This window comes from Aquimarina amphilecti, from assembly GCF_900109375.1.
Lineage (GTDB): Bacteria > Bacteroidota > Bacteroidia > Flavobacteriales > Flavobacteriaceae > Aquimarina > Aquimarina amphilecti.
Window position 1 is genome coordinate 635880 of record NZ_FOAB01000003.1, and the last position, 24555, is coordinate 660434.

At 33.5% G+C, this 24555-nt stretch carries 16 protein-coding genes; 5 read left to right on the forward strand and 11 right to left on the reverse strand.

Features of this window, described 5'->3' with window-relative positions; genetic code table 11:
- Nucleotides 1-47: 47 nt before the first annotated feature.
- Nucleotides 48-1421, reverse strand: a complete 1374-nt coding sequence (locus BMY33_RS10500; RefSeq protein ID WP_244543004.1) for a RagB/SusD family nutrient uptake outer membrane protein — start codon at nucleotides 1419-1421, stop codon at nucleotides 48-50.
- Between the two features lie 29 nt (nucleotides 1422-1450).
- The gene (locus BMY33_RS10505) at nucleotides 1451-4453 is read right to left on the reverse strand and encodes a SusC/RagA family TonB-linked outer membrane protein (RefSeq protein ID WP_091408115.1); all 3003 of its coding nucleotides are present in this window, start codon (nucleotides 4451-4453) and stop codon (nucleotides 1451-1453) included.
- Nucleotides 4454-4698: 245 nt separating this feature from the next.
- Here BMY33_RS10505 and aspS point away from each other — a divergent pair, with 245 nt between their 5' ends.
- On the forward strand, nucleotides 4699-6447 hold the full coding sequence (gene aspS, locus BMY33_RS10510) for an aspartate--tRNA ligase (RefSeq protein ID WP_091408117.1): 1749 nt from the start codon (nucleotides 4699-4701) through the stop codon (nucleotides 6445-6447).
- Nucleotides 6448-6515: 68 nt separating this feature from the next.
- Nucleotides 6516-8300: a chloride channel protein gene (locus BMY33_RS10515; protein WP_091408118.1), complete on the forward strand. Its 1785-nt coding sequence runs from the start codon at nucleotides 6516-6518 to the stop codon at nucleotides 8298-8300.
- Between the two features lie 82 nt (nucleotides 8301-8382).
- Here BMY33_RS10515 and BMY33_RS10520 read toward each other — a convergent pair whose 3' ends face one another.
- Nucleotides 8383-10332: an alpha-amylase family glycosyl hydrolase gene (locus BMY33_RS10520; RefSeq protein ID WP_091408120.1), complete on the reverse strand. Its 1950-nt coding sequence runs from the start codon at nucleotides 10330-10332 to the stop codon at nucleotides 8383-8385.
- A gap of 193 nt (nucleotides 10333-10525) precedes the next feature.
- Here BMY33_RS10520 and BMY33_RS10525 point away from each other — a divergent pair, with 193 nt between their 5' ends.
- A complete protein-coding gene (locus tag BMY33_RS10525; protein ID WP_091408121.1) occupies nucleotides 10526-10783 on the forward strand; it encodes a hypothetical protein in 258 nt (85 codons plus the stop codon).
- Between the two features lie 83 nt (nucleotides 10784-10866).
- Nucleotides 10867-11064: a cold-shock protein gene (locus tag BMY33_RS10530; RefSeq protein WP_091408123.1), complete on the forward strand. Its 198-nt coding sequence runs from the start codon at nucleotides 10867-10869 to the stop codon at nucleotides 11062-11064.
- Between the two features lie 51 nt (nucleotides 11065-11115).
- On the opposite strand, the gene BMY33_RS10535 is transcribed toward BMY33_RS10530, so the two are convergent.
- From BMY33_RS10535 to BMY33_RS10555, 5 genes are all read right to left on the reverse strand, one after another.
- Entirely contained in the window at nucleotides 11116-11892 is a 777-nt protein-coding gene (locus BMY33_RS10535; protein ID WP_091408124.1) for a peptidase associated/transthyretin-like domain-containing protein, read from the reverse strand.
- A 28-nt stretch (nucleotides 11893-11920) separates the two neighbouring features.
- On the reverse strand, nucleotides 11921-12700 hold the full coding sequence (locus BMY33_RS10540) for a peptidase associated/transthyretin-like domain-containing protein (RefSeq protein ID WP_139195630.1): 780 nt from the start codon (nucleotides 12698-12700) through the stop codon (nucleotides 11921-11923).
- A 70-nt stretch (nucleotides 12701-12770) separates the two neighbouring features.
- A complete protein-coding gene (locus BMY33_RS10545; RefSeq protein ID WP_091408128.1) occupies nucleotides 12771-13433 on the reverse strand; it encodes a 3'-5' exonuclease in 663 nt (220 codons plus the stop codon).
- Nucleotides 13434-15353 (reverse strand): DUF294 nucleotidyltransferase-like domain-containing protein, encoded by a 1920-nt coding sequence (locus tag BMY33_RS10550; RefSeq protein WP_091408129.1) that lies wholly within the window; start codon nucleotides 15351-15353, stop codon nucleotides 13434-13436.
- A gap of 16 nt (nucleotides 15354-15369) precedes the next feature.
- Nucleotides 15370-15819, reverse strand: a complete 450-nt coding sequence (locus BMY33_RS10555; RefSeq protein WP_091408131.1) for a nucleoside deaminase — start codon at nucleotides 15817-15819, stop codon at nucleotides 15370-15372.
- Nucleotides 15820-15978: 159 nt separating this feature from the next.
- Between BMY33_RS10555 and BMY33_RS10560 the strand changes: the two genes are divergently transcribed.
- Nucleotides 15979-17748 (forward strand): 1-deoxy-D-xylulose-5-phosphate synthase, encoded by a 1770-nt coding sequence (locus BMY33_RS10560; RefSeq protein WP_091408133.1) that lies wholly within the window; start codon nucleotides 15979-15981, stop codon nucleotides 17746-17748.
- A gap of 3 nt (nucleotides 17749-17751) precedes the next feature.
- Here the strand turns inward: BMY33_RS10560 and BMY33_RS10565 are convergent, their stop codons facing one another.
- The 3 genes from BMY33_RS10565 to BMY33_RS10575 form a co-directional block, all read right to left on the reverse strand.
- Nucleotides 17752-20409 (reverse strand): T9SS-dependent M36 family metallopeptidase, encoded by a 2658-nt coding sequence (locus BMY33_RS10565; protein WP_091408134.1) that lies wholly within the window; start codon nucleotides 20407-20409, stop codon nucleotides 17752-17754.
- 88 nt (nucleotides 20410-20497) lie between these two features.
- Complete coding sequence (locus tag BMY33_RS10570; protein WP_091408195.1) at nucleotides 20498-21841, reverse strand: deoxyguanosinetriphosphate triphosphohydrolase; 1344 nt, start codon at nucleotides 21839-21841, stop codon at nucleotides 20498-20500.
- Nucleotides 21842-21926: 85 nt separating this feature from the next.
- Nucleotides 21927-24398: a ribonucleoside-diphosphate reductase subunit alpha gene (locus BMY33_RS10575; protein ID WP_091408136.1), complete on the reverse strand. Its 2472-nt coding sequence runs from the start codon at nucleotides 24396-24398 to the stop codon at nucleotides 21927-21929.
- Nucleotides 24399-24555 lie beyond the last annotated feature (157 nt).

The following is a 24555-nucleotide window of genomic DNA, read 5'->3' on the forward strand; positions in this document are numbered from 1 at the left end:
ACGCCGCAAACTTTGCGGCGTTTTTATTTTCTAACAATATAAAATGATTATTGATTTTCTGACAATGGTATTGGTAAAACATTGAATACTTGATCTCCTGCTCTATCAATAGGTAACGTATTAGACAAATCATATCGTCTAAGATCAAACATTCTATGATTCTCAGCCCACAAAGAATAACGTCTCTGATTTAAAAGTTCAGTTGTTAAATCATCAGCATTTTGAAGCCCTCCATAATTAACCAAGCCAGCTGCATTACGAATTATGTTAAGTGCATCTTCGGCATCTTGTAAATTACTTGCCAATATACTTGCTTCTGCATATAGGAGGATTAATTCTTCATTTCTTAGAATATCAATTGATGCTACATTAGATGCATATAATCTTGTTTCATGAGTTCCATTTAATCCATCCTGAGCACTTGGCATTGGTCTAACAGCCGATTTAGACGCAACTCTGGTGTCACCTGCCTCTGCGTCATTAATCCAACTATCATGAACAATAATCTGATCTGCATTATTTGGTTCCTCTGCAGATGTAGAAGGCGAACGGAAAACACCGTTAGGCTGATCTCCAGCTCCTAATCCAAAAACATACTTAGGACCATTAGTTAAACTACCCATAAGATCAAAATAAGAATTTGACAATTCAGAAAGTGCACCTGTTCCATCCTCTGCATATACTGCAGCAAGAGCCGCCACAGCTCTGTTAAACAAAAGAAATTCATCAATTGTAATCTGACCATCATCATCTCTTACATCATCTCCCATCTCACCAGATGTATCAATCAAATCATCAAAACCAGAAATAGGAAACAAAAATTGATCTAAAGAAGTAAATCCACTCAAATCATTTTGAGCATCATCCAATAAGTTTCTAATCTCTACAAGCGCTGCATCAAATTCTAAAAAAGGTCCCAGATTATCAGGATCAGCAACGTCAATTCTTGCTGTACCATACGATTTCAAAATTTGAATAAGTTCATATGCAATATAAGTTTTAGCAAAACCTCGATATGCATTTTTATCTGTTTCCTCTATAACTTGTGTATTATCTAAAGCCGCTAATAATACATTTGCATTTTTAATACATCTATAACTTCCTGTAAATTGAGCTGTACTATAAAAAGAATTATTATCTAATTGAATTCCGTTTTTTCCTAATAAATCTCCTGTATTTCTAGGATCCGCGTCAAATAAATATAATTCTCTCGCCAATGTACCACTAGCGGTAGTTTCAATTCCTTGACCATTTCTAGAGGTAGCTTGAACTCCTATAGTTAATTCATTCAATTGTCGTAAAGAAGCATTAGATTCTACGCCTCCAAGACTAGGTCCATTTGGATCAATCTCCTCGTCAAAAGAACACGATGCCGTTACCAAAACAAGTAAAACAAGCATCAGATGATATTTCGTTTTCATTATTAATCTATTTTTCATTATCGCTTATTTTAAAAATTAACATTTAAGTGGAAGTAAAACTGCTGTGAACTCGGGAAGGGAGTTACCTCTATCCCACTAGATAAACCTGCTCCTCCATTTACCGAAACTTCAGGGTCATAACTACTATAATCAGTAATTGTAAATAAATTTCTACCTGAAACTCCTAGCTTTATACCTTCTACTACTTCTCCAAAAAGTCCTTCTATAATATTGGAAGGGAATCTATAATAAATTGATGCTTCTCTTAATCTAACATATCCCGCATCTTCTACAAAACGTTCAGCATTGGCAGCAGTTCCTAACCTAGCTTGTCCTTCTGGAGTTTCTAAATCAGGTGAAGTTTGTCCTAAATCAGTAAGAAATCTAGATAAATTTAGATTTTCTCCTCCCTGTTTCCATTGTAACAAGAATGAAACATCAATTTGTTTAAATAATGTAAATTGATTATTAAACGCCATCTGGAAGTCTGGCTCTACATTTCCTACTTGCTTTAAACTTGCTTCTAATGGGCCATCTCCGTCAGGATCAATATTACCAACAATCTGTGTTACAGGTTGTCCTTCTTCTATAAAAAATGTACCTAAACCAGTACCAAAACCAGCACCTGGTTGCGCAAATGCAGGTACGTCTAAACGTGTAACTTCTGATCTATTAAAGTAAAACTGAATTCCAGTATTCCAAAAGAAGTTATCACTTCTATAAACATCTCCTCGTACTGCTAATTCTAAACCTTGGTTTACCAAATCCGCTAAATTCGTTGTTTCAGTAGTAAAACCAGAAGAAGCTGGTACGTTTCTAGATAATATCAAATCACTTACTTTTCTATTATAGTAGGAAGCTTCAAAAGAAATTCTACTATCTAATATCCCCAGATCTAAACCTACCTCAAATTCAGCAGATGTTTCTGGTTCTATATCTCTATCTCCTCTTGTACCAACACCAAGTCCTCCATTACCTCCAATGTTATTTGGATTTAAACTTGTAAAGGCAGAACCAAACGCTGCAGAAGAACCTGTTTCTCCATAGGCCGTTCTAATTTTTAACTGATTTATAGGTTCAAATTGCCAAAAATCAAAATTAGCTACATTTATTGCTAAAGAAGCCTTAGGAAAACCATAAAACTTGTTTACATCTCCATTTAAAGTGGATTTATCTAATCTATATCCTAATGTTCCTATAATTTGATCTTTATAATTTCCTTCTACCTGTGCAAAATATCCAAAATCCTTTTGATTAGACCTTGTTTGGTCAATTACCTGATTTACAGATTGATCAACACTAGTTTGTCCTCCAAACAAATTAGAACCTCTACTATTTACTAAGTTCGCCTGTTGCTCTAAATAACTAACCCCTCCTTGAGTGGTAAGATTTAAATTCCCATCAAATGCAGTATGATCCCATACCGCAAAAGCTAATAAGTTAAACTGAGTAAAATTATTTCGACCTTCTGCTACAAAACCTTCTTGATTACCAACTTGAGCCTGGTGTGTTTCTGGAACATATACATATGTCTCATTTGCTAAATAATCAATACCTCCATTCACTACAAACTTTACTCTATCATTTTCCTTAGTTAATAATTTAGTGGTGAACTTAACCCCTTGAATAAATCGATTATTAGAATCCTCATTTTTCGCCTGATCTCTCACAAAAATTGGGTTTCCTGGATAATTTGGGTTATTAGGGTAATTACCATCTGCATCTGGGAATAAATTATTCCACGGTCGTGTAAATGCTAAGGTATAACCAAAACTTAAACCACCTTCATTTTCATTACCCGTAAAACTTCTACTAGAATTACTTCTCACATAATTAGAAGATAAAGAAACATCAAAAATATCTGAGATTTTATGATCAATATTACTTCTAATAGAAAATCTATCAAAACCAGTTTTCTGAATAATTCCTTCTTCATCACGATAAGAACCTCCTATATAAAATCTAGTTTTATCATTACCTCCACTAGCACTTAATTTCGTTTCTGAAATGAATCCTACATTTCCATAAATTTCATCCTCATAATCAATTAATCCTCCATTCTGAATAGCATTGTTAAAAGCAGCAACTTCCGCTTCAGCGGCAGCTCGAGATCTTGCTTCAGCTGCAGGGTCATCTGGATTAGGAGTAAAAAATGCATCAAATACACTTGTAGCCGTCCAAGGACGTAATCCTAATCTATTTTGTATCACATTTATTCCTGTATCTTGACTAAATCTAATTTTAGTTTTTCCACCTTTTCCTTTTTTAGTAGTAATAATTACCACCCCAGCATTTGCTCTGGTTCCATAAATTGCCGCTGCAGAAGCACCTTTTAATATTTCAATATTTTCTATATCATTTGGATCGATATCTGCCAATCTATTTCCAGCATTTTCTTCATTACCTCTATTCGCTCCTGACGCAAAACGAAGACCAGAAGGTATTTCTACATTATTTATATATACACCATCCACGATAAATAAAGGTTGATTATTCCCGTTGATAGATGATATCCCTCTTAACCTTAATGCTGTACCTCCTCCTGGCGCACCAGAAGAAGCAGTAATATTAACTCCAGTTACCTTACCATATAAGGCACCATCTACGGTTGTTTGACCTGTATTACCAACTAATTCTTCAGAAGATACTGTAGAAACTGCATTAGCAAGATTCGCTCGTTTTATAGAAGAACCTAAACCAGTTACTACAATTTCATCAAGCGCTTCTAAAGATTCTGCCACTTGAACAGTAATTGCTCCTGCATTTTCTACAGTTACCAATTTTGTTGTAAACCCAATAGAAAAGACTCTAAGGGTTACAGGAAGGCTATTAACAGTAATAGAAAAATTACCATCAATATCACTCGCAGTTCCGTTACTTGTACCGTCTTCTACGACATTGATGAAAGATACCCCTTCCCCGGTATTTTCATTGATTACCTTACCGGTTATAGTTTCTTGTGCAAAAAGCACGACCGGAAAGAAAAACAAGAATAGCAAAAGCCCCTTGCTAATTTGTGTTTGTTTTTTCATAATGATTTGTTTATAAGTTTGGTTAAATCTATTAAAACATTCTTATAAAAAAAAGTTAAAGCTAACATATGTTAGTTTAGAATTAACTGATTATCAAGTAATTATACGTTAAAACCTCATAAAAAGTATAGTAAATACGTAACATCAATAAAAATACAAACGTTTATATTCCATCTCCTCATTTTCACAAAAACCCGATACATTTAATATTAAACTTCTTATTTTTGCAGCCTTAACAAACAACTATGTATAGAAGTCATTCTTGTGGTGAATTACGCACCTCTGATATCAATAAAGAAGTAACCTTATCCGGATGGGTTCAAAAAGTACGAGATAAAGGATTTATGATATGGGTAGATCTAAGAGATCGTTACGGAATCACTCAATTAATTTTTGATGAAGAACGCACTCCTTTGAATGTTATGGAAAATGCGAAAACTCTTGGTCGAGAATTTGTAATACAAGTCAAAGGAACCGTTATCGAACGTGAATCTAAAAATCCAAATATCCCTACTGGAGATATCGAGATTTTAGTACAAGAATTACAAGTTCTAAATAAAGCATTAGTTCCTCCATTTACGATAGAAGATGAAACAGATGGAGGTGAAGATATCAGAATGAAATATAGATATCTTGATATAAGACGAAACCCGGTAAAAGATAGCTTGATGTTTCGTCATCAAGTAGCTATGAAGGTTCGTAACTATTTATCAGAAGCAGATTTTATAGAGGTAGAAACACCATATTTAATAAAATCTACTCCAGAAGGAGCTAGAGATTTTGTTGTACCATCTCGTATGAATGAAGGTCAGTTTTATGCTTTACCTCAATCTCCACAAACTTTCAAACAATTATTGATGGTTGGTGGAATGGATAAATATTTTCAGATTGTAAAATGTTTCAGAGATGAAGATTTAAGAGCGGACAGACAACCAGAATTTACTCAGATTGACTGTGAAATGGCTTTCGTAGAACAAGAAGATATTCTAACTATTTTTGAAGGACTAACTCGTCATCTAATTAAGGATATAAAAGGGCAGGATATTACTGATTTTCCTAGAATGACTTATGATGAAGCCATGAAAACATATGGAAACGACAAGCCAGATATCCGTTTCGGAATGAGGTTCGGAGAACTAAATGAAGTTGCGAAACATAAAGAATTCAAAGTTTTTAACGATGCAGAATTAGTAGTGGCAATTGCAGTTCCTGGAGGAGCTTCTTACACTAGAAAAGAAATTGATAAACTAATTGATTGGGTAAAACGCCCACAGGTAGGAGCACTAGGAATGGTGTATGCAAAATACAATGAAGATGGAAGCTTTAAATCATCAGTAGACAAATTTTATGATCAGTCTGATTTATCAAAATGGGCGGAAATCACCGAAGCAAAACCTGGAGATCTTATCTGTGTATTATCGGGACAAGAAAATAAAGTTAGAGGTCAGCTAAGTGCTTTAAGGATGGAACTAGCCGAAAGGTTAGGATTAAGAAATCCTGAGGAGTTTGCTCCGCTATGGGTAGTTGACTTCCCTCTTTTAGAGTGGGATGAAGATACTGAACGTTATCACGCAATGCATCATCCTTTTACTTCTCCAAAACCAGAAGACATTCCTCTTTTAGATACTAAACCTGGTGATGTTAGAGCAAATGCTTATGACTTAGTATTAAATGGAAATGAAATCGGTGGTGGATCTATTCGTATTCACGATAAAGAAACGCAAGCACTTATGTTTGACCATTTAGGTTTTACTCCTGAAGAAGCAAAAGAACAGTTTGGTTTCTTAATGGATGCTTTCCAATATGGAGCTCCTCCGCATGGAGGAATTGCTTTTGGGTTTGATCGATTGGTTGCAATACTTGGAGGTCAAGAAACCATAAGGGATTTCATAGCATTTCCAAAAAACAATAGTGGTCGCGATGTAATGATAGATGCTCCCGCAAATATTGACACAGAGCAATTAAAAGAATTAAACATCAAACTAGATTTATAAAATAAAAGATCCCGCGAAAAGCGGGATTTTTTATTACCTTTAATCTAAACCAATAGTATCATCTGTATATGCCTGCTAAAAAAAAGACACTACTACATAGGTTTTTGATTTGGCGATATCGTCATATATCTACTAAAAACTTTGTTCTTATTTTAAGCGTTTTTGTTGGATTTTGTGCTGGTCTTATATCTCTTTTACTTAAAAACATTACACACTTAATCCAAGTAGTACTAGAAAGTGATATTATCTCATGGCAAACATCTTTCTATTTTATTATTCCAGTAATTGGACTTCTCATAGTTTATGTTATTACTAAATTCATAATCAAAAAGAGTCCAAAATCTGCTATCCCATTAATTTTATATTCTCTTTCTAAAAAGGATGGAAAAATAAAACCATTAAGTGGTTATTTGCCGCTTCTTCTAGCTCCAATTACCGTAGGTTTTGGAGGTTCTGTAGGATTACTGGGTCCGGCAGTTGGTTCCGGTTCCACTTTAAGTTCAAATCTTAGCACATTATTTAAACTAGATACTAAAACTCGATTTTTACTAATTGGTTGTGCTGCTGCAGGAGCTATTTCTGCTGTTTTCAAATCGCCTCTTGCCGGTTTAGTTTTTGCTGTTGAAGTTTTTAGTCTTGACTTGACATTAACATCCCTATTACCATTGTTATTTGCTTCTGTTTCCTCTATTATAACTTCTTATTTTTTCTTAGGCGATGAAGTATTATTCAGTTTCGATGTTTTAGAAAAATTTGATATTTACGACACTCCTTTTTATATGATTTTAGGAGTTGGGACGGCTGTTGCTTCTATTTATTTTACTAAAATGTATTTCGGTATTCTCCATTTTTTTGATCGATTTCCAAAGAAAATTCATCGATTATTAATTGGCGGGTTTGCAATTGGTGTTATGCTATATTTTATCCCTCCGTTGTATGGAGAAGGTTTAGGTTTTATTAATGATTTATTAAATGGGAATCACCTTGCAGCAATCGGCAATACCCCTTTTGACAATATGACTAGTAATATCTGGATGATCATCGCACTACTTATAGGTATTACTGTTTTTAAGGCAATTGCCATGACAGCTACGTTTGGAGCAGGTGGTTCGGGAGGTATTATAATCCCTACGATGGTTATGGGTAGCGCATTAGGAAATGTTGTTTCTAAAATAATCAATAATCTGGGGGTAGGGATCCAGGTCTCTGAAGCTAACTTCACTTTATTAGGAATGGCCGGCCTTATTGCTGGAGTGTTACATGCCCCTCTTACCTCTATTTTTCTTATTGCAGAAATCACTTCAAGTTATGAATTGTTTGTACCGTTAATGATCACCACAGCTATATCATTTATTATTTCAAAAAACAGCATCGAACATAATATCTATACAAGAGAACTTGCAGAACAAGGTTTATTACTTACTCACGACAAAGATCAAACTGTGCTTACACTTATGAGATTAGACGATTGTATCGAAACTAATTTTATTGCCGTTAACCCAGAACACAGCTTAAAACATCTACTTAGTGAGGCTGTTGCTAAATCAAATCGAAATTTATTCCCTGTAGTCGATGAATCCAATGCTTTATTAGGTATCGTGAAGTTAGATAATATTAGAGATATCATGTTTGATATTTCTCTATATCATAAGACCACTGTAGCCATGTTAATGACACAATTAGAAACTATGATCATCTATGAGGAAGATGATGCTAAAAAAGCAATGCAAAAATTTCAAGATACAGGTGCTTGGAATCTTCCAGTAATTAAAGATGGTCGATATTATGGTTTTATTTCTAAATCAAAATTATTAACTGCTTATCGTAGGAAACTTATTAATTTTACTAGATAACTATGTTTTCAGGTTCTTTTAACTACAAAAAACTCGCTAAGAATTTACCCTAACGAGTTTTTAAACTCTTAAAAAATCGAAATTACTTTTTGACTAATTGAACAATTTCATTCCGTCCTTCAAAAGTTATTTTCATCAAATAGATTCCTTGAATCAGATGAGCTGTTTCTATTAGAATAGTATCATCTTTAACATCTACTCCGTTATTATCCAGAACCTTTTTTCCTAAAATGTTATATACTTCAACTTCTACATCCTGTAATCTTACATTAGTTGTTGGAAAAGAAATCTTAACAGAATTTGTAAAAGGATTTGGCCAAGCTTTTACTAAAGCTAGATTCGACGCATCTATTTCCTCTACTCCTAAAATTTGAGATACCGGCTCGCCTATTAACACCAATCCAAAGTTGGTTCCAAAACTTACAGTTCCATTAGCAACTGTTCCTAAAGATCCAGAAAAGTAATCTTGTAATTCTGTCCCATCTGCCCAAAGATCAAATACGCTTAAAGCTCCTATAAAATCATTATCATTACCTGTATATACCAAAGTTTTATCATCAAAACCATTTTTATCATACTCTCTTTTAAAAGTATATGGAGCATCCTGTAATTTTATATGTTTTCCTGCCCCAACCGAGATGTGCTCTCTTCTAAACTTACCAATTTTTTGATAGTGTTTTAACGTTAATGACGCTATAGAATTTGGGTTAGTTAGCTCATCAAAATTCATATTTGACCTTAGGGTCGCATCTCCCGTTGCGCCCCCGCCTGAGGTTAATGTTCTAGCCGTTTCATCTCCATAATATATTTGTGCTGGTCCCGGTGTAAGTAACAACTTAGTACCAGCTTCAAACGTCTTTTGTCGATTTCTATCAAAAACTTCTTCTGTATCATGATTTGTTAAAAAGTTCATTGCACTTTTTCCTTCTCCTAATTGATTTTGCAATAAATTATCATATCTACTAAAAATACTTTCCAAACCTTCATCCGCATTAAACCTAAACTCGAAGTTGATTAGATTCGCAAATCCATTGTTATAATAATCCACATTGAAGCCATCTCCCGTAAAATTTCTTCCCATTGTAGGAGCGTTATAGTTAAAAACTTCACCTGTCATCCAAAAATCAAGATTATCTATTTTTTTACCCGGATTATTAGTTTTCCATTCTCTTAGCGCTATAATGCCTTCTGTTTCTAATTCTTTCCATACAGCTTCTTCTACATGTTTTACCGTATCTACTCTAAAGCCATCAACTCCATATTTTCTAACATAGTCAGTTAACCATTTGATAATATAACTTCTAGGAGATCTAGATTTACCCGTTCTTGTAAAGAAATCATTCAATTCATTTTCTTCACGTTCTCTTCTTCCTTCCTGATTCCATTTTTCTAATAACCAATCTGGCAAACTCACATTATCATTAGATTCTGTTCTAATATCCGGTAAATTATCTACTAATTCACATGGTATAGTACCATTAGGACCTTGAAAATTACAATTAGGATCTCTTCGTACCCATTCATCAGGCCAAGATTGATTTTGATCTGTACTTGTATCAGGTCCAACATGATTTAACACTACATCTAATAATACTCTAATTCCGTGCTCATGAGCAATATCTACAAAAGTTTCGAAAAGAACATTGGTTCCTAAATTGGCATCTATATTAGTCCAATCTTTCGCCCAATATCCGTGAAAACCATATCCTGCTCCTGGAACAGATCCATAAATATTTTCGATAGGTGGTGTAATCCAAAGAACATTTACTCCAAGCTCATCAAAATATCCTTCTTCTATTTTATTTATTAAACCTAATAAATCTCCACCTTCATAATTTCTTAGTGGCGGTCCATCCTGAGGTCTATTGTAAGAAATATCATTAGAAGGATCCCCGTTCTCAAAACGATCAGTTAAGACAAAATATATTGTTGCATTTTCCCATACAAAAGGTAAATCACGATTCGATTGCGCATAACTTATCCTTGAAAAATAAAATATAATGGTTATTGCAATTAATAAACTCTTTTTCATTGTGCGTTTTTTTGGTTTTTGTTTGTGTTTGATATACGTATAAGTTTAATTTGTTTAAGTCTAAGACGCAGATAGCGTACTTATTCTTATAATTCTAGAAAACGTTTCTTTTATAAAACTATTAGACCTCTTTTTTACGAAAACCTTTGATTGTTAATAAATTGCACCAAAATCATTAAAATATAGTTCTTACATGAAGTATGCTATTAGAATATTATTCACTGCTGTAGTCGCTCTTGTCGCTATTGGCTATTACTACAAAAATTCTGGAGATCATCTTACCGGTGACAAGTGGGTTGGTTTAGGAATACTAGGAGCTTCCTTTATATTAATGCCCTTATTTATATATCATAGGTGGAAGGACAAAAAGGTAAAAGATTACATGCTTACCGAGGATAACATTAAGAAAATGAGGGACTTCAACAATAAGGAAAAAACTGACAAAGATTAAAATTATGCAAATATTTACATTTTAATAACAAATCTTTTTGCATTAAAAGTTACCTTTATATTTCATAATATTATCTTATTACAATGGAAGGAACAGTAAAATTTTTCAATGAATCCAAAGGTTACGGGTTCATTACCAACGATGAAACAGGAAAAGACATCTTTGTACACGCTTCAGGATTAAATGGCGAAGCACTTAATGAAGGTGATAAAGTAGAGTATGAAGAAGAAGAAGGAAGAAAAGGAATTATCGCAGCTCAAGTTCGCGTGATTCATGATTAAGATAAAAATCTCTAAGTTTCACGGACGCTACATCTTGTAGCGTCTTTTTTATTAATCTATGTTATATTTCTTTTTAAACACCTCACTCTGATCCATTAAGAAATCCAAAATTTTCAATTCATCTTTTGTTTTAAGAATGACTTTTATTTCACTTTTTTCTTTTATAAAATCTAAAAAATTATAAAACTCTGTTTCGGGTATTTTTAATTCCTCGACAAAGAATTCTTCTCTATAAAAATCTGTTATTTCTCCTGTAGATTCAATTTGTTTAGATCTCTTTTTAAAAGCTCGAGATACCAGATTAACTAATATCCCTATATCAATTGAAATAGATGCTTGACTATTACCTCCTCCCAAAGCTATATTCCGCACTGGTGACTGGGCATCATCTTGCCAGACAATTCTCATTTTCTTAATCTGAGCTGCATTCCATAATGGTAACCTATCCTCGTATGTTGGAATTTCCTGAATATCTTTTTGTATGTCTCCTGATAAAATATATTCAGATATTCTTACCTCATCGAGTTGATTAACCTGAGGTTCTAAAAATACCAAGAAAGTATCTGATTGTAAATCTTTACTAGTAACTACATGTTTTTTTAATTGAAACTGAATGGATGAAAATGCAATTTCATCACCTGGATCTGCTTTTATTTTAAAGTATCCTAATGAATTATTAATTGTACCCGTTCCTTTAGTAAGGTTAATTATATTCACTGCTTCTAACTCCAATGTATCCACTATGATTTTTCCTTTAAGCAAAGAACTTTTCTGACCAAACCCTAAAAAAGTAATTAATAAAAATAGAAAGAGAATATTTTTTCGCATTTGTTTATTCAAATAGTATAATACATTTTCAGTTTTTCTCTTTTTGGAAATTTTTGGTGTTAAAGACTTCACTTTGATTAATTAAGTATTCTAATACTCTTAACTCATCCCCTGTTTTTAATACTTTTTTTGTTTCTACTTTTTGATTTAAATAATCAATAAAATTGTATACTTCTATTTCTGGTATTTCTAATTCATTTACTAAAAAATCACCATTATAAAAATCAGATACTTCTGGAATACGAACTACTTTTTTGGGTTTTCTTTTCTTAAAAAGACTCGCAATCATTCTACCTGTAGCTATAAAATTAAAAGCAGTTGCATTTTTTCTATGATCAACTGTTGTGTTTCTAACCGTTGCAGCGCCCATTTCGTGTACAAAAGGAGTAGTATCTAATAGTTTTGCATTAAACATCGGTAATTTATCCTCAATTGTTTCAATTTTCTTTATATCCTCCTTAGCTTCTCCTGAAAGATTATACCGAGAAATAGTAACTTCATCTAATTCATTCACCTTGATTTCTAATTGTATGGATAAACTCGCTTTTTTTAGATCATTTTTAGTAACAATATGTGATTTTTGATAATATTGGACTGAAGAAAAAACGATTGTATCCCCTTTATTAGCTCTTATTTCAAAAAAACCAACTTTATCATTTATTGTTCCTATGCCTTTGGTAATATTTATAATATTTACAGATTGCCGATGAATCGTATCTGTGACTATTTTACCTCTTAAAATCTCATTATCTTGAGAAAAGCCAACAGAGCTCATCAAAGAAATAATAACGTATAATTCTTTTCTCATTTTGATTGATTCTATAAAAAAGACTGAGATCTATAAAAACAGTTGCAAGTAAAAATTTTACATCAGAATATTAAAACAGGTTCGACACCTTATCTGTTTTATGAATTTTTAGTTTTGGTATGATTTTCAAAAAGGCTAGTGCTGTAATAAAAGCATCACCCGAAGCAGTATGTCTATCACTTTTGGAAATTTTTAAATCGTCACATAATTCATCTAAAGCATACTGAACGTGTTTTCTATTACTACGATATACAAGATGTTTAGTTTTTCGAAAAAGGACACCTGTATCCAAAAACTTATTTTTTAACGTCCCTAACCCATGTCTTTTTAAAGCACTATTTATCATTTTCTTATCAAAATCAGCATGATGTGCTATTAATATAGCGTTTCCGATATATTCTAGAAATAACTCAATCGCTTTAAATTCTAATATCGTATCAAAATTATTATTCTTTCGAATCCCGTGTATCTCTACTGTATTGGAATTAAAAACATCTTGTTCTAGATACAACTCCAATTGATCCGCTACATCAATTGCAACATTGTTAATAGCAACACATCCAATAGATAAAATTCTATCATTAGAATAATCAAAACCTGTAGTTTCTGTATCAAAAGCAACAAACCTAACCGCTTCAATAATCCTTTTTGAAGGTTGATTTTCAAAAAGCGCAAGATAATTTTTCCAGAAATCTGGAAACTCTTTATTTCTATTTAGAGACCAAAAACTCATCTACATCAATGTTTTTAACTGAAAACGTACTCTTAATACCTCTTGTATATCACGAATAGGCTTAAAACATCTTTTAAGCTTCAATTTATCACTCTTGCTTAACGTATTTAATTTTATAAACCTTCCAGAATCTTTGTGCATTAAACCTTGACGTGTTCTAAACTTAAGTAATACCCTAAAAGCCTTCGCACAACTTTCAAAAAGTTCTTTATTATTTGATTCTAATTCTGCTAACTTTTCATAGCGGAGTAATGTATTATTTACTCCTTTTAAATTATGATATAAAGATAAAATTCTTGCACCATCAATTAAAACCATCATAGCTCTAGTTTTAATATCAAAAGTGTCTTTATGTTCTCCATTTTGTTCGACTAAAAATTGTTTAAAGAAACCTAAAGGTGATGGTTTTTGTAATGCACTAACCCCTAATAAACCTAAAAATCTTTTACTCTTATTGACACCATCGAAAACTACGTCGGATAGTTGATTGACCATCCCTGAATCTCCATAAACCAATTGAAAATCAAAAAATATTGATGAAAGCAAAGTGCTTTCTTCTGTTGGAGTAGTCATCCAAGTTCTAAATTGTGTTTCCCATTCTGTAACGGACATACACCATCTTGGGTTGCTCGCCATCATTTCTGCCGGACAATACTCAAACCCTATTGTGTGCAAGTTTTTGGTAATCGCCCGAGCTAATTCTAAAAAGTAACTTTGAGTTGATTCATATGCTTCTTTACTAACATCTTCAAATACTATAGCATTATCTTGATCTGTTAATAATAACTGTTCTCTTCTTCCTTGACTCCCCAAAACTAAAAAACTAAATTTTACGTGTGGAGGCTCGGACATTTCTTTTAATGACAATTCTATCGTTTTAACCACCAATGCATCATTAACTTCCGAAATAAGATTTAGTATATGCAATGTTGGAATATCTTGCTCTAAATACGTTTTAAGCAATCTTTCTAACTGTTTTCTTATGTACCTAAGTCTTTGTATTTTTTTAGCTCTTTTTATTCCCTTAATCAATACTGAAGGATTATTCCCAAAGGATACTAGCAAATCATGATCTGAAAAAACTCCAACCAATTTTGAACTGCGTGTTCCATCTTTAGTTATACAGAGATGACTAATATTATTTTTTATCAACGCAATTTGTGCTTCTGCAATAGTTAATTTTTTACCATATGTTTTAACAGGTGTATTCATAATCTCAGGAACCATAGCCGTAGCTGGAAACAAACCTGTAGCCACTTTTGCTCTAAGATCACTATCTGTTATAATGCCTATTGGATATCTATTTTCATCAGTAACAACCACAGCATCTACCTTGCGATTATTCATCTCTAAAGCAATATCTTTTACAATAGTAGATGAGGTACAGATAAGTGGCTTTTTGCGATAAGAAATAGTTCGTAAAGTAGAAAGATCATTTGCAGTATCAATAGATATGGTATTATCAATTCTTTTCCCTTTTTCTGTCTCTGTGTAATAGTTTCTCGCATGAGTTGCAAATGTTTCTAAAAGAAATGAATTCACGTCTTTATTTTCATCAATAAAAGGTTTGAAAACTGACGAAGGAATTGCGTATACAATAGACTCTTCATTAGCTAAAGAGGCCATTCGATAATTTTTTTTAATAATCATGATACGAAGCCCAAAAAGATCTCCAGTATCACATATATCCACTAAATCTTTTTCATTCCCAATATTTCTATATAATCCAATTGCTCCCTCCCTTACTATATAAAATTCGTCGTGGCACTTTTCATCTTGTTTAAATACATATTCTCCCTTTTCTAAATACAACACTCTAATTTGACCAGAAATCATTAGCAATTCTTCCTTACCTAACATACTAAAAGGTGGAAATTGTTTTAAAAAATCCTGAATCCGTTCTGCAATTGTATTTTTCATGAAGATTTTATTAATATCAATTCAAATTACGTTTTTCAATAAAAAATCGCTTAAGTATTTCGCCACATTCTTCTTCTAATACACCACCAGTCATTTTTGTCTTAGGGTGTAATTTTGTTCCCATATTTATACATCCCCGTTGTTCATCCCTTGCTCCATATACTATCTTACCAATCTGACTCCAAAACAAAGCTCCAGCACACATTTGACAAGGTTCTATGGTAACATATAACGTACATTCTTTTAAATACTTACCTCCTAAAAAATTAGCTGCAGCCGTAATAGCCTGCATTTCAGCATGAGCCGTAACATCATTTAATAGCTCCGTTAGATTATGCGCTCTAGCAATAACTCTATCAGCAACCACTATCACTGCTCCAATAGGTATTTCTCCTTTCTCATAAGCTGCTTCAGCTTCCTGAAGTGCTTTTCTCATAAAATGTGAATCGTCGTATGGATCAAACATAAACTTATTTTAATTTAGAGTAAAACTAATAAATATAATCCTTCTTATTTTCAATGTATTCAGCTTTATAAGAAACTCTCTTAATTAATTTTATAAGCAACCATCGGAATTACTGATTAGAGATTGTTACAGCTCATTTCAAAATAGTACTTTTACTGAATGAAAGACACACTACTTTCACATATTGAATACCCTGAGGATCTTCGTAAACTTTCTTCAGATCAACTACCTGTTTTAGCAAAAGAATTACGTGATTTTGTAATTAATATAGTAGCTACAAAAGAAGGACATTTAGGTGCCAGCTTGGGGGTTATCGAACTTACAATTGCCTTACATTATACTTTTAACACCCCTAATGATTTATTAGTTTGGGACGTAGGACATCAAGCATATCCTCATAAAATATTAACCGGAAGAAAAAAATTATTTCATACTAACCGCCAGCTAGAAGGCATTAGTGGGTTTCCCAAACGTAGTGAAAGTGAATATGATACTTTTGGTGTTGGACATTCTTCTACCTCTATTTCTGCTACTCTTGGAATGGCAATTGCATCAAAATTAAAAGGCAATATTGCAAAACAACATATTGCTGTAATCGGAGATGCTTCTATTGCTAGTGGAATGGCGTTTGAAGGACTAAATCACGCAGGCGTCACTGATGCCAACATGCTAATTATTTTAAATGACAATTCCATTGGAATCGATCCAAGTGTAGGAGCTCTAAAGGAATATTTAACCAAAGCTAAAGTTGGGTATAAACCTAAAACCGATAATATTATTGAAGCATTGAATTTCAAATATTTCGGTCCTATAGACGGTCATGACTTACCCACTTTATTAAACACTCTCGAAAAATTAAAAACTATAAAAGGTCCTAAACTTTTACATATTATCACAACTAAGGGCAAAGGATTAAAACAAGCTGAAGAAAATCAGGTTACTTATCACGCACCTGGAAAATTTGATGCTCATACAGGAGAATTAATCCCGAAAAAAGATATCCAACAAGCTCCTAAATTTCAGGATGTATTTGGTTACACTATTTTAGAACTCGCAAAAAAGAATAAAAAAATCATTGGTATTACTCCAGCAATGCCAACTGGTAGCTCTCTAAAATATATGATGGAAGAAATGCCCGATAGAGCTTTTGACGTTGGTATCGCAGAACAACATGCGGTTACTTTAGCAGCAGGAATGGCAACACAAGGATTAATCCCTTTCTGTACAATCTACTCAACATTTTTACAACGCGCATATGATCAATTAATCCATGATGTAGCTTTACAAAATCTGCCTGTAATTTTCTGTATTGACCGTGCTGGGTTAGTTGGTGCAGATGGCGCAACACATCACGGTGTTTTTGATATAGCATATCTAAACTGTATTCCGAACATGATCGTAGCTGCACCAGTAAATGAGGTTGAATTAAGAAACCTTCTCTATACTGCTACATTAGGATTAGAGCATCCAATTGCTATTAGATACCCTAGAGGTAGAGGAAAAATTATAAACTGGAAAGTTCCTATGACTAAAATTTTAATAGGAAAAGGAACAAGTTTAAGAAATGAAGAATCAGAAATAGCAATCATATCAACGGGAACAATAGCAAATAATATAATTGATGCTTTAGAATCTATTGATAAAAAAGTGAATCACTATCATTTTTGTTTTATAAAACCTTTAGATTCCAATTTTCTAATAGAAATACTACAAAAACATAAAACCATCGTAACTATAGAAGATGGTGTTATAAAAGGAGGATTTGGAAGTACAATTATAGATTTTGCAAATCATAATAATTTCACAAAGAAAATAATTACTTTAGGAATTCCGGATCGTTTCATACACCAAGGAACTACCGAAGAATTACAAGAAATTTGTGGTATTTCTGCGAAAAAAATAAGAGAGACTATTTTTAATCTTTCCTAATTATTATTCTATCGCTATTTTTGTTGTAAATCTATTTCCCTCGTTCGTCATTATTTGTAATATATAAATTCCAGTTCTTAAGCTTTGCGCATTGATACTATAAGAACTGTTTAAAAGAATATCTTGTTCAAAAACAACTCTTCCGTTAATATCTACTATTCTTATATTACTTTCGCCAAAACCTTTAGAAACATTAATCACAAAATTACCACTTGATGGATTTGGTGTAATTCTAAAAATACTTTCATCAAAATCTTCTACATTTAACAAACAAGATACTTCAGAAGAAGGTGGAATATCAAATGCTTCTGTTTGATCTGTTCTATTGAGTGAATCACCTTGAGTAGCACCCCAACCTAAACCTCTTCTCGCAAAAACTTCCCAAATTAAGCAAACATTTGCTCCCGAATTTGCTATTTCATCAGCCATAAGAATAGCATCACGGCCATCAACAAAACCTGGATTACAAGATTGTAATTTTAATCCATCCATAATCAATTGCATTGCTAAATTATTCCCACCTGTTCCATTATACAAATCTGGATCAAACCCATCTCTTTCAATCAATGCCCAGGTAAGATCCCAAATCATAGATGCCCAAATAGATCCAACTCCATGAGGTGCAGAAAAACTACCTGTATTATTTGTATCCGCATATGTTACCGGATTAATCGTCATATTCGTACTATATGGAAAAGGCCTAATTCCTCCTCCAGTTGTAGGTTGACCTACAGCATAGGTTCCTATTCCCCTACTATCTTCTGCTGCATCACCAGATTCGATAGTCATCATTAATGCAAACCAATCTGACCAACCTTCTCCCATTTGCTCAGTAGCTTGAGTACAATTCCCATCGGGATCAAACTGAACGCAGGAAGTTAAGCAACCAGAGTTGTTTGCTCCACCTGTTAAACGATTGGAAATACCATGTCCATATTCGTGAACGACAATTCCATTATCAAAACTACTATCCTCTGCAAAAAAATTCCTCCCAATATCTGAAAGTGTAACATTTATTGTATTGGAAGTCATTTCTGTTATTAGGGCCTCTCCATTATCTCTTCCTATCATAACCGCCGGAATAGTGATACTACCATCATCTCCTCCCATAGCAATTGGATCTCCAGCTACATTATTTACTACCAAAACAGCAACAGCTCCTGCCGCTTGACATCTAGATACTTTATCATCAAAATTACAACCACCTCTTCTTACAACGGCTATTCTACCATTAAGAGATGATGCATTTATAATATTAGAACAAATATCATTAGCATTTACCGACGAATCATCATCAATAGCAAGTGCTAAATTAGCAGTAAGTCCACTAGGAAATTCGGGAGCATCTATGTGGCCCGGATTAAAAGAATTGTCAACAGTGACATATGCCCCTGATAATGTTCCTCCATTAACTACAAAAGTATTTACTGCTGGATCAGGTGTCGGATTCCACAAAAACATCTGCATTCTTGGATTTGCTCCATCAGGCGGTGTTCCAAAATTTGCATTATTAAATCCTGATCCATCTTGAGCATCGGCAAATACCTCATCACTAGCTGAACCACCTCTTCCATAATTATTAAATTGAAAATTACCAGCAGTTTCATCAAAACCATATTGATACCACACATCATGTGTGACATTATTTGCATAAAAAAGATTCGTAATAGATGCTTCTTCAAAGTTTTCTACTAACTCATTCTCATTAAAAGGAAAATCAAATACCAAACTTGCCCCTCCGTCTGCAAGATTTCCAATACCATTATTAGCATTCACATCTTCTGACGCTATTACATTATTACCTCTAGTGGTAGTAAATTCTGCTCCATCAATTCCATTGGTGTCATGCCAACCAAAAGGAGATGCCGTGGCCTCTGCTGGATTAGTTATAAGCACTCTATTTCCATGGTTTGGACTCTCTATAGCTGGTATTGGATATACATTATAACTTCCTTCCATCAAAAAGTTATATTTTTTCTTGAACCCAAAAGTACTTTGAGAGACATCATCTCTATGGGTATTTCGATTTTCAGTATGCTCAAAAGAACATTCTGTCATCCAATCTGTTTTATCCAACACTTCTCCTGTAACCGCATTGACTCTAGCACTATACCAATGTTTTCCATCCATCGTATAGATACTCATATCCCAACAGAGATATATCTTACCATCCCTTAAAACATACATAAGTTGAACCGGAATTTGTTCTTGAGATAAATTCTCATCAACATAAATTACTTTCCCATTGTCACTTTTATTAATGTTTTTCAGATTAATTGGAGTATTAATTCCTACATTGGAAGCCACCTGTTGAACGGCTTCAGGAGCTAAAATATTAGGTATAATAGTATTTACTTTTTTAGAAAGATCGTTGTGAAGTTTTCCACTAAACGAAAGTACTTTTCCATTTTTTACAACAAAACTCCCTACTGCATTATAAATTGGAATTTCTTTGTATTCCTGAATAACGTATATATTAGAAGCCTTTAAACTTTTAGAAAATGATTCTCTTTGAATACGAAGTTCTGAAATATCTTCTTGAGACATTCCTACTTGTGTCAAATAGTCTTTAATAATTTGAAGATTTGAAGATTGAGCAAGGACTTCTAAAGAATTGAAGATAAGAGCAAAAAACAAAACACTAAAGTAGAATCCTTTCATTCTTACACAGATTTATATCAGAAATATGATTTTTAATATATTATAAACCCTAAAAATAAGGAAAAAACAAAGGTTGAATGTTAAAAGATTAGATTTCTAACCCTTTGATTTTTTGAAACTTCAACAACGCATTTCCATCAGTTAGACTTGCTACATAATTACTTATGCTTATTAGTCTAGTATATAGATCTTCATTAGTATAATCGAAATTATTTCCTTCAGCTTTCAAAATCAGTTTATCGTAATTAGAAGCTTGTTGATTCATAAAATGATTTGTTGCAGTACAATATCTATCTAGAAGCGTGGCAAGAATCTCATATCCTGCAATCTCTTTTTCTACTACTTCAGAACTTTGATAGATCTTAGCAATGCTTATTTTAATAATATCATCAATTTGTGCCTGATATTTACTTTTATCAATAAGTGCCTCGGCAAAATCTCCCTTTAATATCTCTTCCTCATGTTCTAAAAAAGTATTAGCTGCTTCTTGTATCAATGTATTAATTGCTAATGCTCTTAAGTAACTTAGACGATCAGCTGTAGTCGTAAGGCTATTATATTTTGATGTGTTAATCGTATCCTTTACTAGTTTGATCAGATACTCCAGAGCATACTCTTCTTGTATCAATCCTAAATTAATACCATCTTCAAAATCAATAATGGTATAACAAATATCATCAGCCGCTTCTACCAAAAAAGTTAATGGGTGACGACTATACGTAATTTCATCTCCTATTTTTTGAGATAGCAACCCCATCTCTTCTGCTACTTCTTTGAAAAAAGTCCTTTCATTCTGAAAATATCCAAATTTCTTATGCGCAATATGTGAAGTAGGCTTTTTAGGTAAAGACTCTTTAGGATATTTCATAAAAGCTCCCAGCGTAGCATAGGATAATCGCAACCCTCCTTCTATACCTTGTCTTGATTCTGTTAAAATCTTAAACCCATTTGCATTTCCTTCAAAATCTATAAGATCTTGATATTGCTTTGGGGTTAAATACTCTTTATACATTTCACCTTTTCCGGTAGCAAAATACTCTCCTATTGCTTTTTCTCCGGAATGTCCAAATGGTGGATTCCCTATATCATGAGATAAAGAAGCTGCCGCGACAATGGCTCCAAAATCATTAAACTGATACCCGTGAATAGTGGCAAGATGTGGATGTTTTTCTAAAATTTTTTTTCCTACTACTCTACCCAAAGAACGACCTACCACAGATACTTCTAAACTATGAGTTAATCTGGTATGTACAAAACTAGTTTTGGATAGTGGGATTACCTGAGTTTTATCCTGTAAACTCCTGAATGCCGAAGAAAATATAATCCTATCATAATCTACCTCAAAACCTAATCTAGTTTCATCCTGTTCTTTACGCAATCTTTTATTAGTATCTCCCTGTCGTTTTAAGGACAGTAGCTGTTCCCAGTTCATCATAATTTTAAGAAAAATCGAATATACAAAAAAGGGAAGCTTCTTAACAGAAAACTTCCCTTTTGCCCTATTTAAATGGTCTTAATTAAGACCCACACATTAAACAATCATCTCCTTCAGCTTCTTTTGATTGCGCAATTAACGCTTTCAATTCTTCTGGAGTTAAGGAGGTTCCTTCTGCAGAAACCTCTACAGCTTCTGGCTGTGCTTCTGTTTTAGGAGCTGACTGAGCTTCCATCACTTGAGCTGCTGCAACCGCTACTTGTTCTGCTTGCGGTTGTTCCTTCTTCTCAGTTTTAAGTGTAAACTTAATCGCATCTACTGCAGATTTAGTTCTCAGATAATACATTCCGGTTTTTAACCCACTCTTCCAAGCATAGAAATGCATCGAAGTAAGTTTTGCCATTGTAGCACCTTCCATAAACAAGTTCAGTGACTGCGATTGATCAATAAAATATCCTCTATGGCGAGACATATCAATAATATCCTTCATACTTAATTCCCAAACTGTCTTATACAATTCTTTAAGCTCCTGAGGAATAATATCTATATTCTGGATAGATCCATTAGCACGCATAATAGCATCCTTAAGATCATCACTCCATAGATTTAATTTTACTAAATCTTCTAATAAATGTTTGTTTACTACAATAAACTCACCAGATAACACTCGTCTTGTATATATATTACTTGTATACGGTTCAAACGCTTCATTATTTCCTAAGATCTGAGAAGTTGATGCTGTTGGCATCGGAGCTACTAATAACGAATTACGAACACCATTCTTTAGCACTTCTTTTCTAAGACTAGCCCAATCCCAACGACCACTTAACTCTTCATCTTTAATCCCCCATAGATTATGTTGGAATTCTCCTTTAGATATAGGCGATCCTTCATATGTTTGGTATGCACCATCAACTATAGCTTCTTCCATAGACGCTGTTACTGCTGCAAAATATAAAGTTTCGAAAATTTCTTGATTCAGTTTCTTAGCTTCATCACTAGTAAAAGGCATACGCAACTGAATAAAAGCATCTGCAAGTCCTTGCACACCTAATCCAATAGGACGGTGACGCATATTAGAGTTTTCTGCTTCTTTTACAGGATAATAATTACGATCTATTACTTTATTTAAATTTTTTGTTACTCGTTTTGTAATTCTAAAAAGCTCTTCGTGATCAAATGCTCCATTTTTCACAAACATTGGCAATGCAATAGAAGCTAAGTTACACACTGCTACCTCATCAGGACTAGTGTACTCCATAATTTCTGTACACAAGTTAGAAGAACGAATAGTTCCCAAATTCTGTTGATTAGATTTACGATTAGCCGCATCCTTATACAACATGTATGGGGTTCCAGTTTCAATCTGAGATTCTAAAATTTTCTCCCAAAGCTCACGCGCTTTTATAGTTCTACGACCTTTTCCTTCCGACTCAAAACGCAAGTATTCTTTTTCAAACTCATCACTATGAATATCAAATAATCCTGGACATTCATTAGGACACATTAATGTCCATTCCGCATCTTCTTGTACACGCTTCATAAATAGATCTGGAATCCACATTGCATAGAATAAATCACGCGCACGCATTTCTTCTTTACCGTGGTTTTTCTTAAGATCTAAAAAGTCAAATATATCTGCATGCCATGGTTCTACATAGATCGCAAAAGAACCTTTACGTTTTCCTCCTCCTTGATCTACATAACGAGCGGTATCATTAAATACACGTAACATAGGAACTATACCGTTCGATGTTCCATTAGTCCCTGCAATATAAGACCCCGTAGCTCTCACATTATGTATAGATAATCCAATTCCCCCTGCGGATTGTGAAATCTTTGCTGTCTGCTTTAACGTGTCATAAATTCCATCAATACTATCATCTTTTGTTGCCAATAAGAAACAAGATGACATTTGTGGTTTTGGAGTCCCAGAATTAAATAACGTAGGTGTAGCGTGTGTAAAATATTTTTTAGACATTAATTCGTATGTCTCAATTGCTGCATCTAAATCATTTAGATGAATTCCAATTGAAACTCTCATTAACATATGTTGCGGACGTTCTGCAATCTGACCATTAATTTTTAATAAGTAAGAACGCTCTAAAGTTTTAAAACCAAAATAATCATAACCAAAATCCCTATTGTAGATAATCGTAGAGTCTAACTTCTCTTTATTTGCCATGATCACTTCATATACTTCGTCAGAGATCAGTGGTGCTTTTTTCTCGGTTCTTGGATTTACATACTCATATAAATCTGTAACTACCTCAGAAAATGTCTTCTTCGTATTTTTATGTAGATTAGAAACTGATATACGCGCAGCCAACTTAGCATAATCTGGATGTGCTATAGTCATAGTTGCAGCAATTTCTGCAGCCAGATTATCCAGTTCACTAGTAGTTACCCCATCATACAGCCCTTCTATCACTCGCATCGCTACCTTCACTGGATCAACCAGAGCGTTTAATCCATAACATAACTTCCTTACCCTTGCGGTAATTTTGTCAAACATAATTGGCTCCTTGTGACCGTCTCTTTTTACTACATACATACGTTTTTGGTTTTTATAGCATTCTTCTATTGAAGAACCATGATATTAATTTGTGTTTATATTCCTCTATTTACTGAAAACTAATAATTACAAATGATTTCCCCCGAAATCAGATACTAAAAAGAAACCTCTGCATTATGATAATCAGAGTTATTCT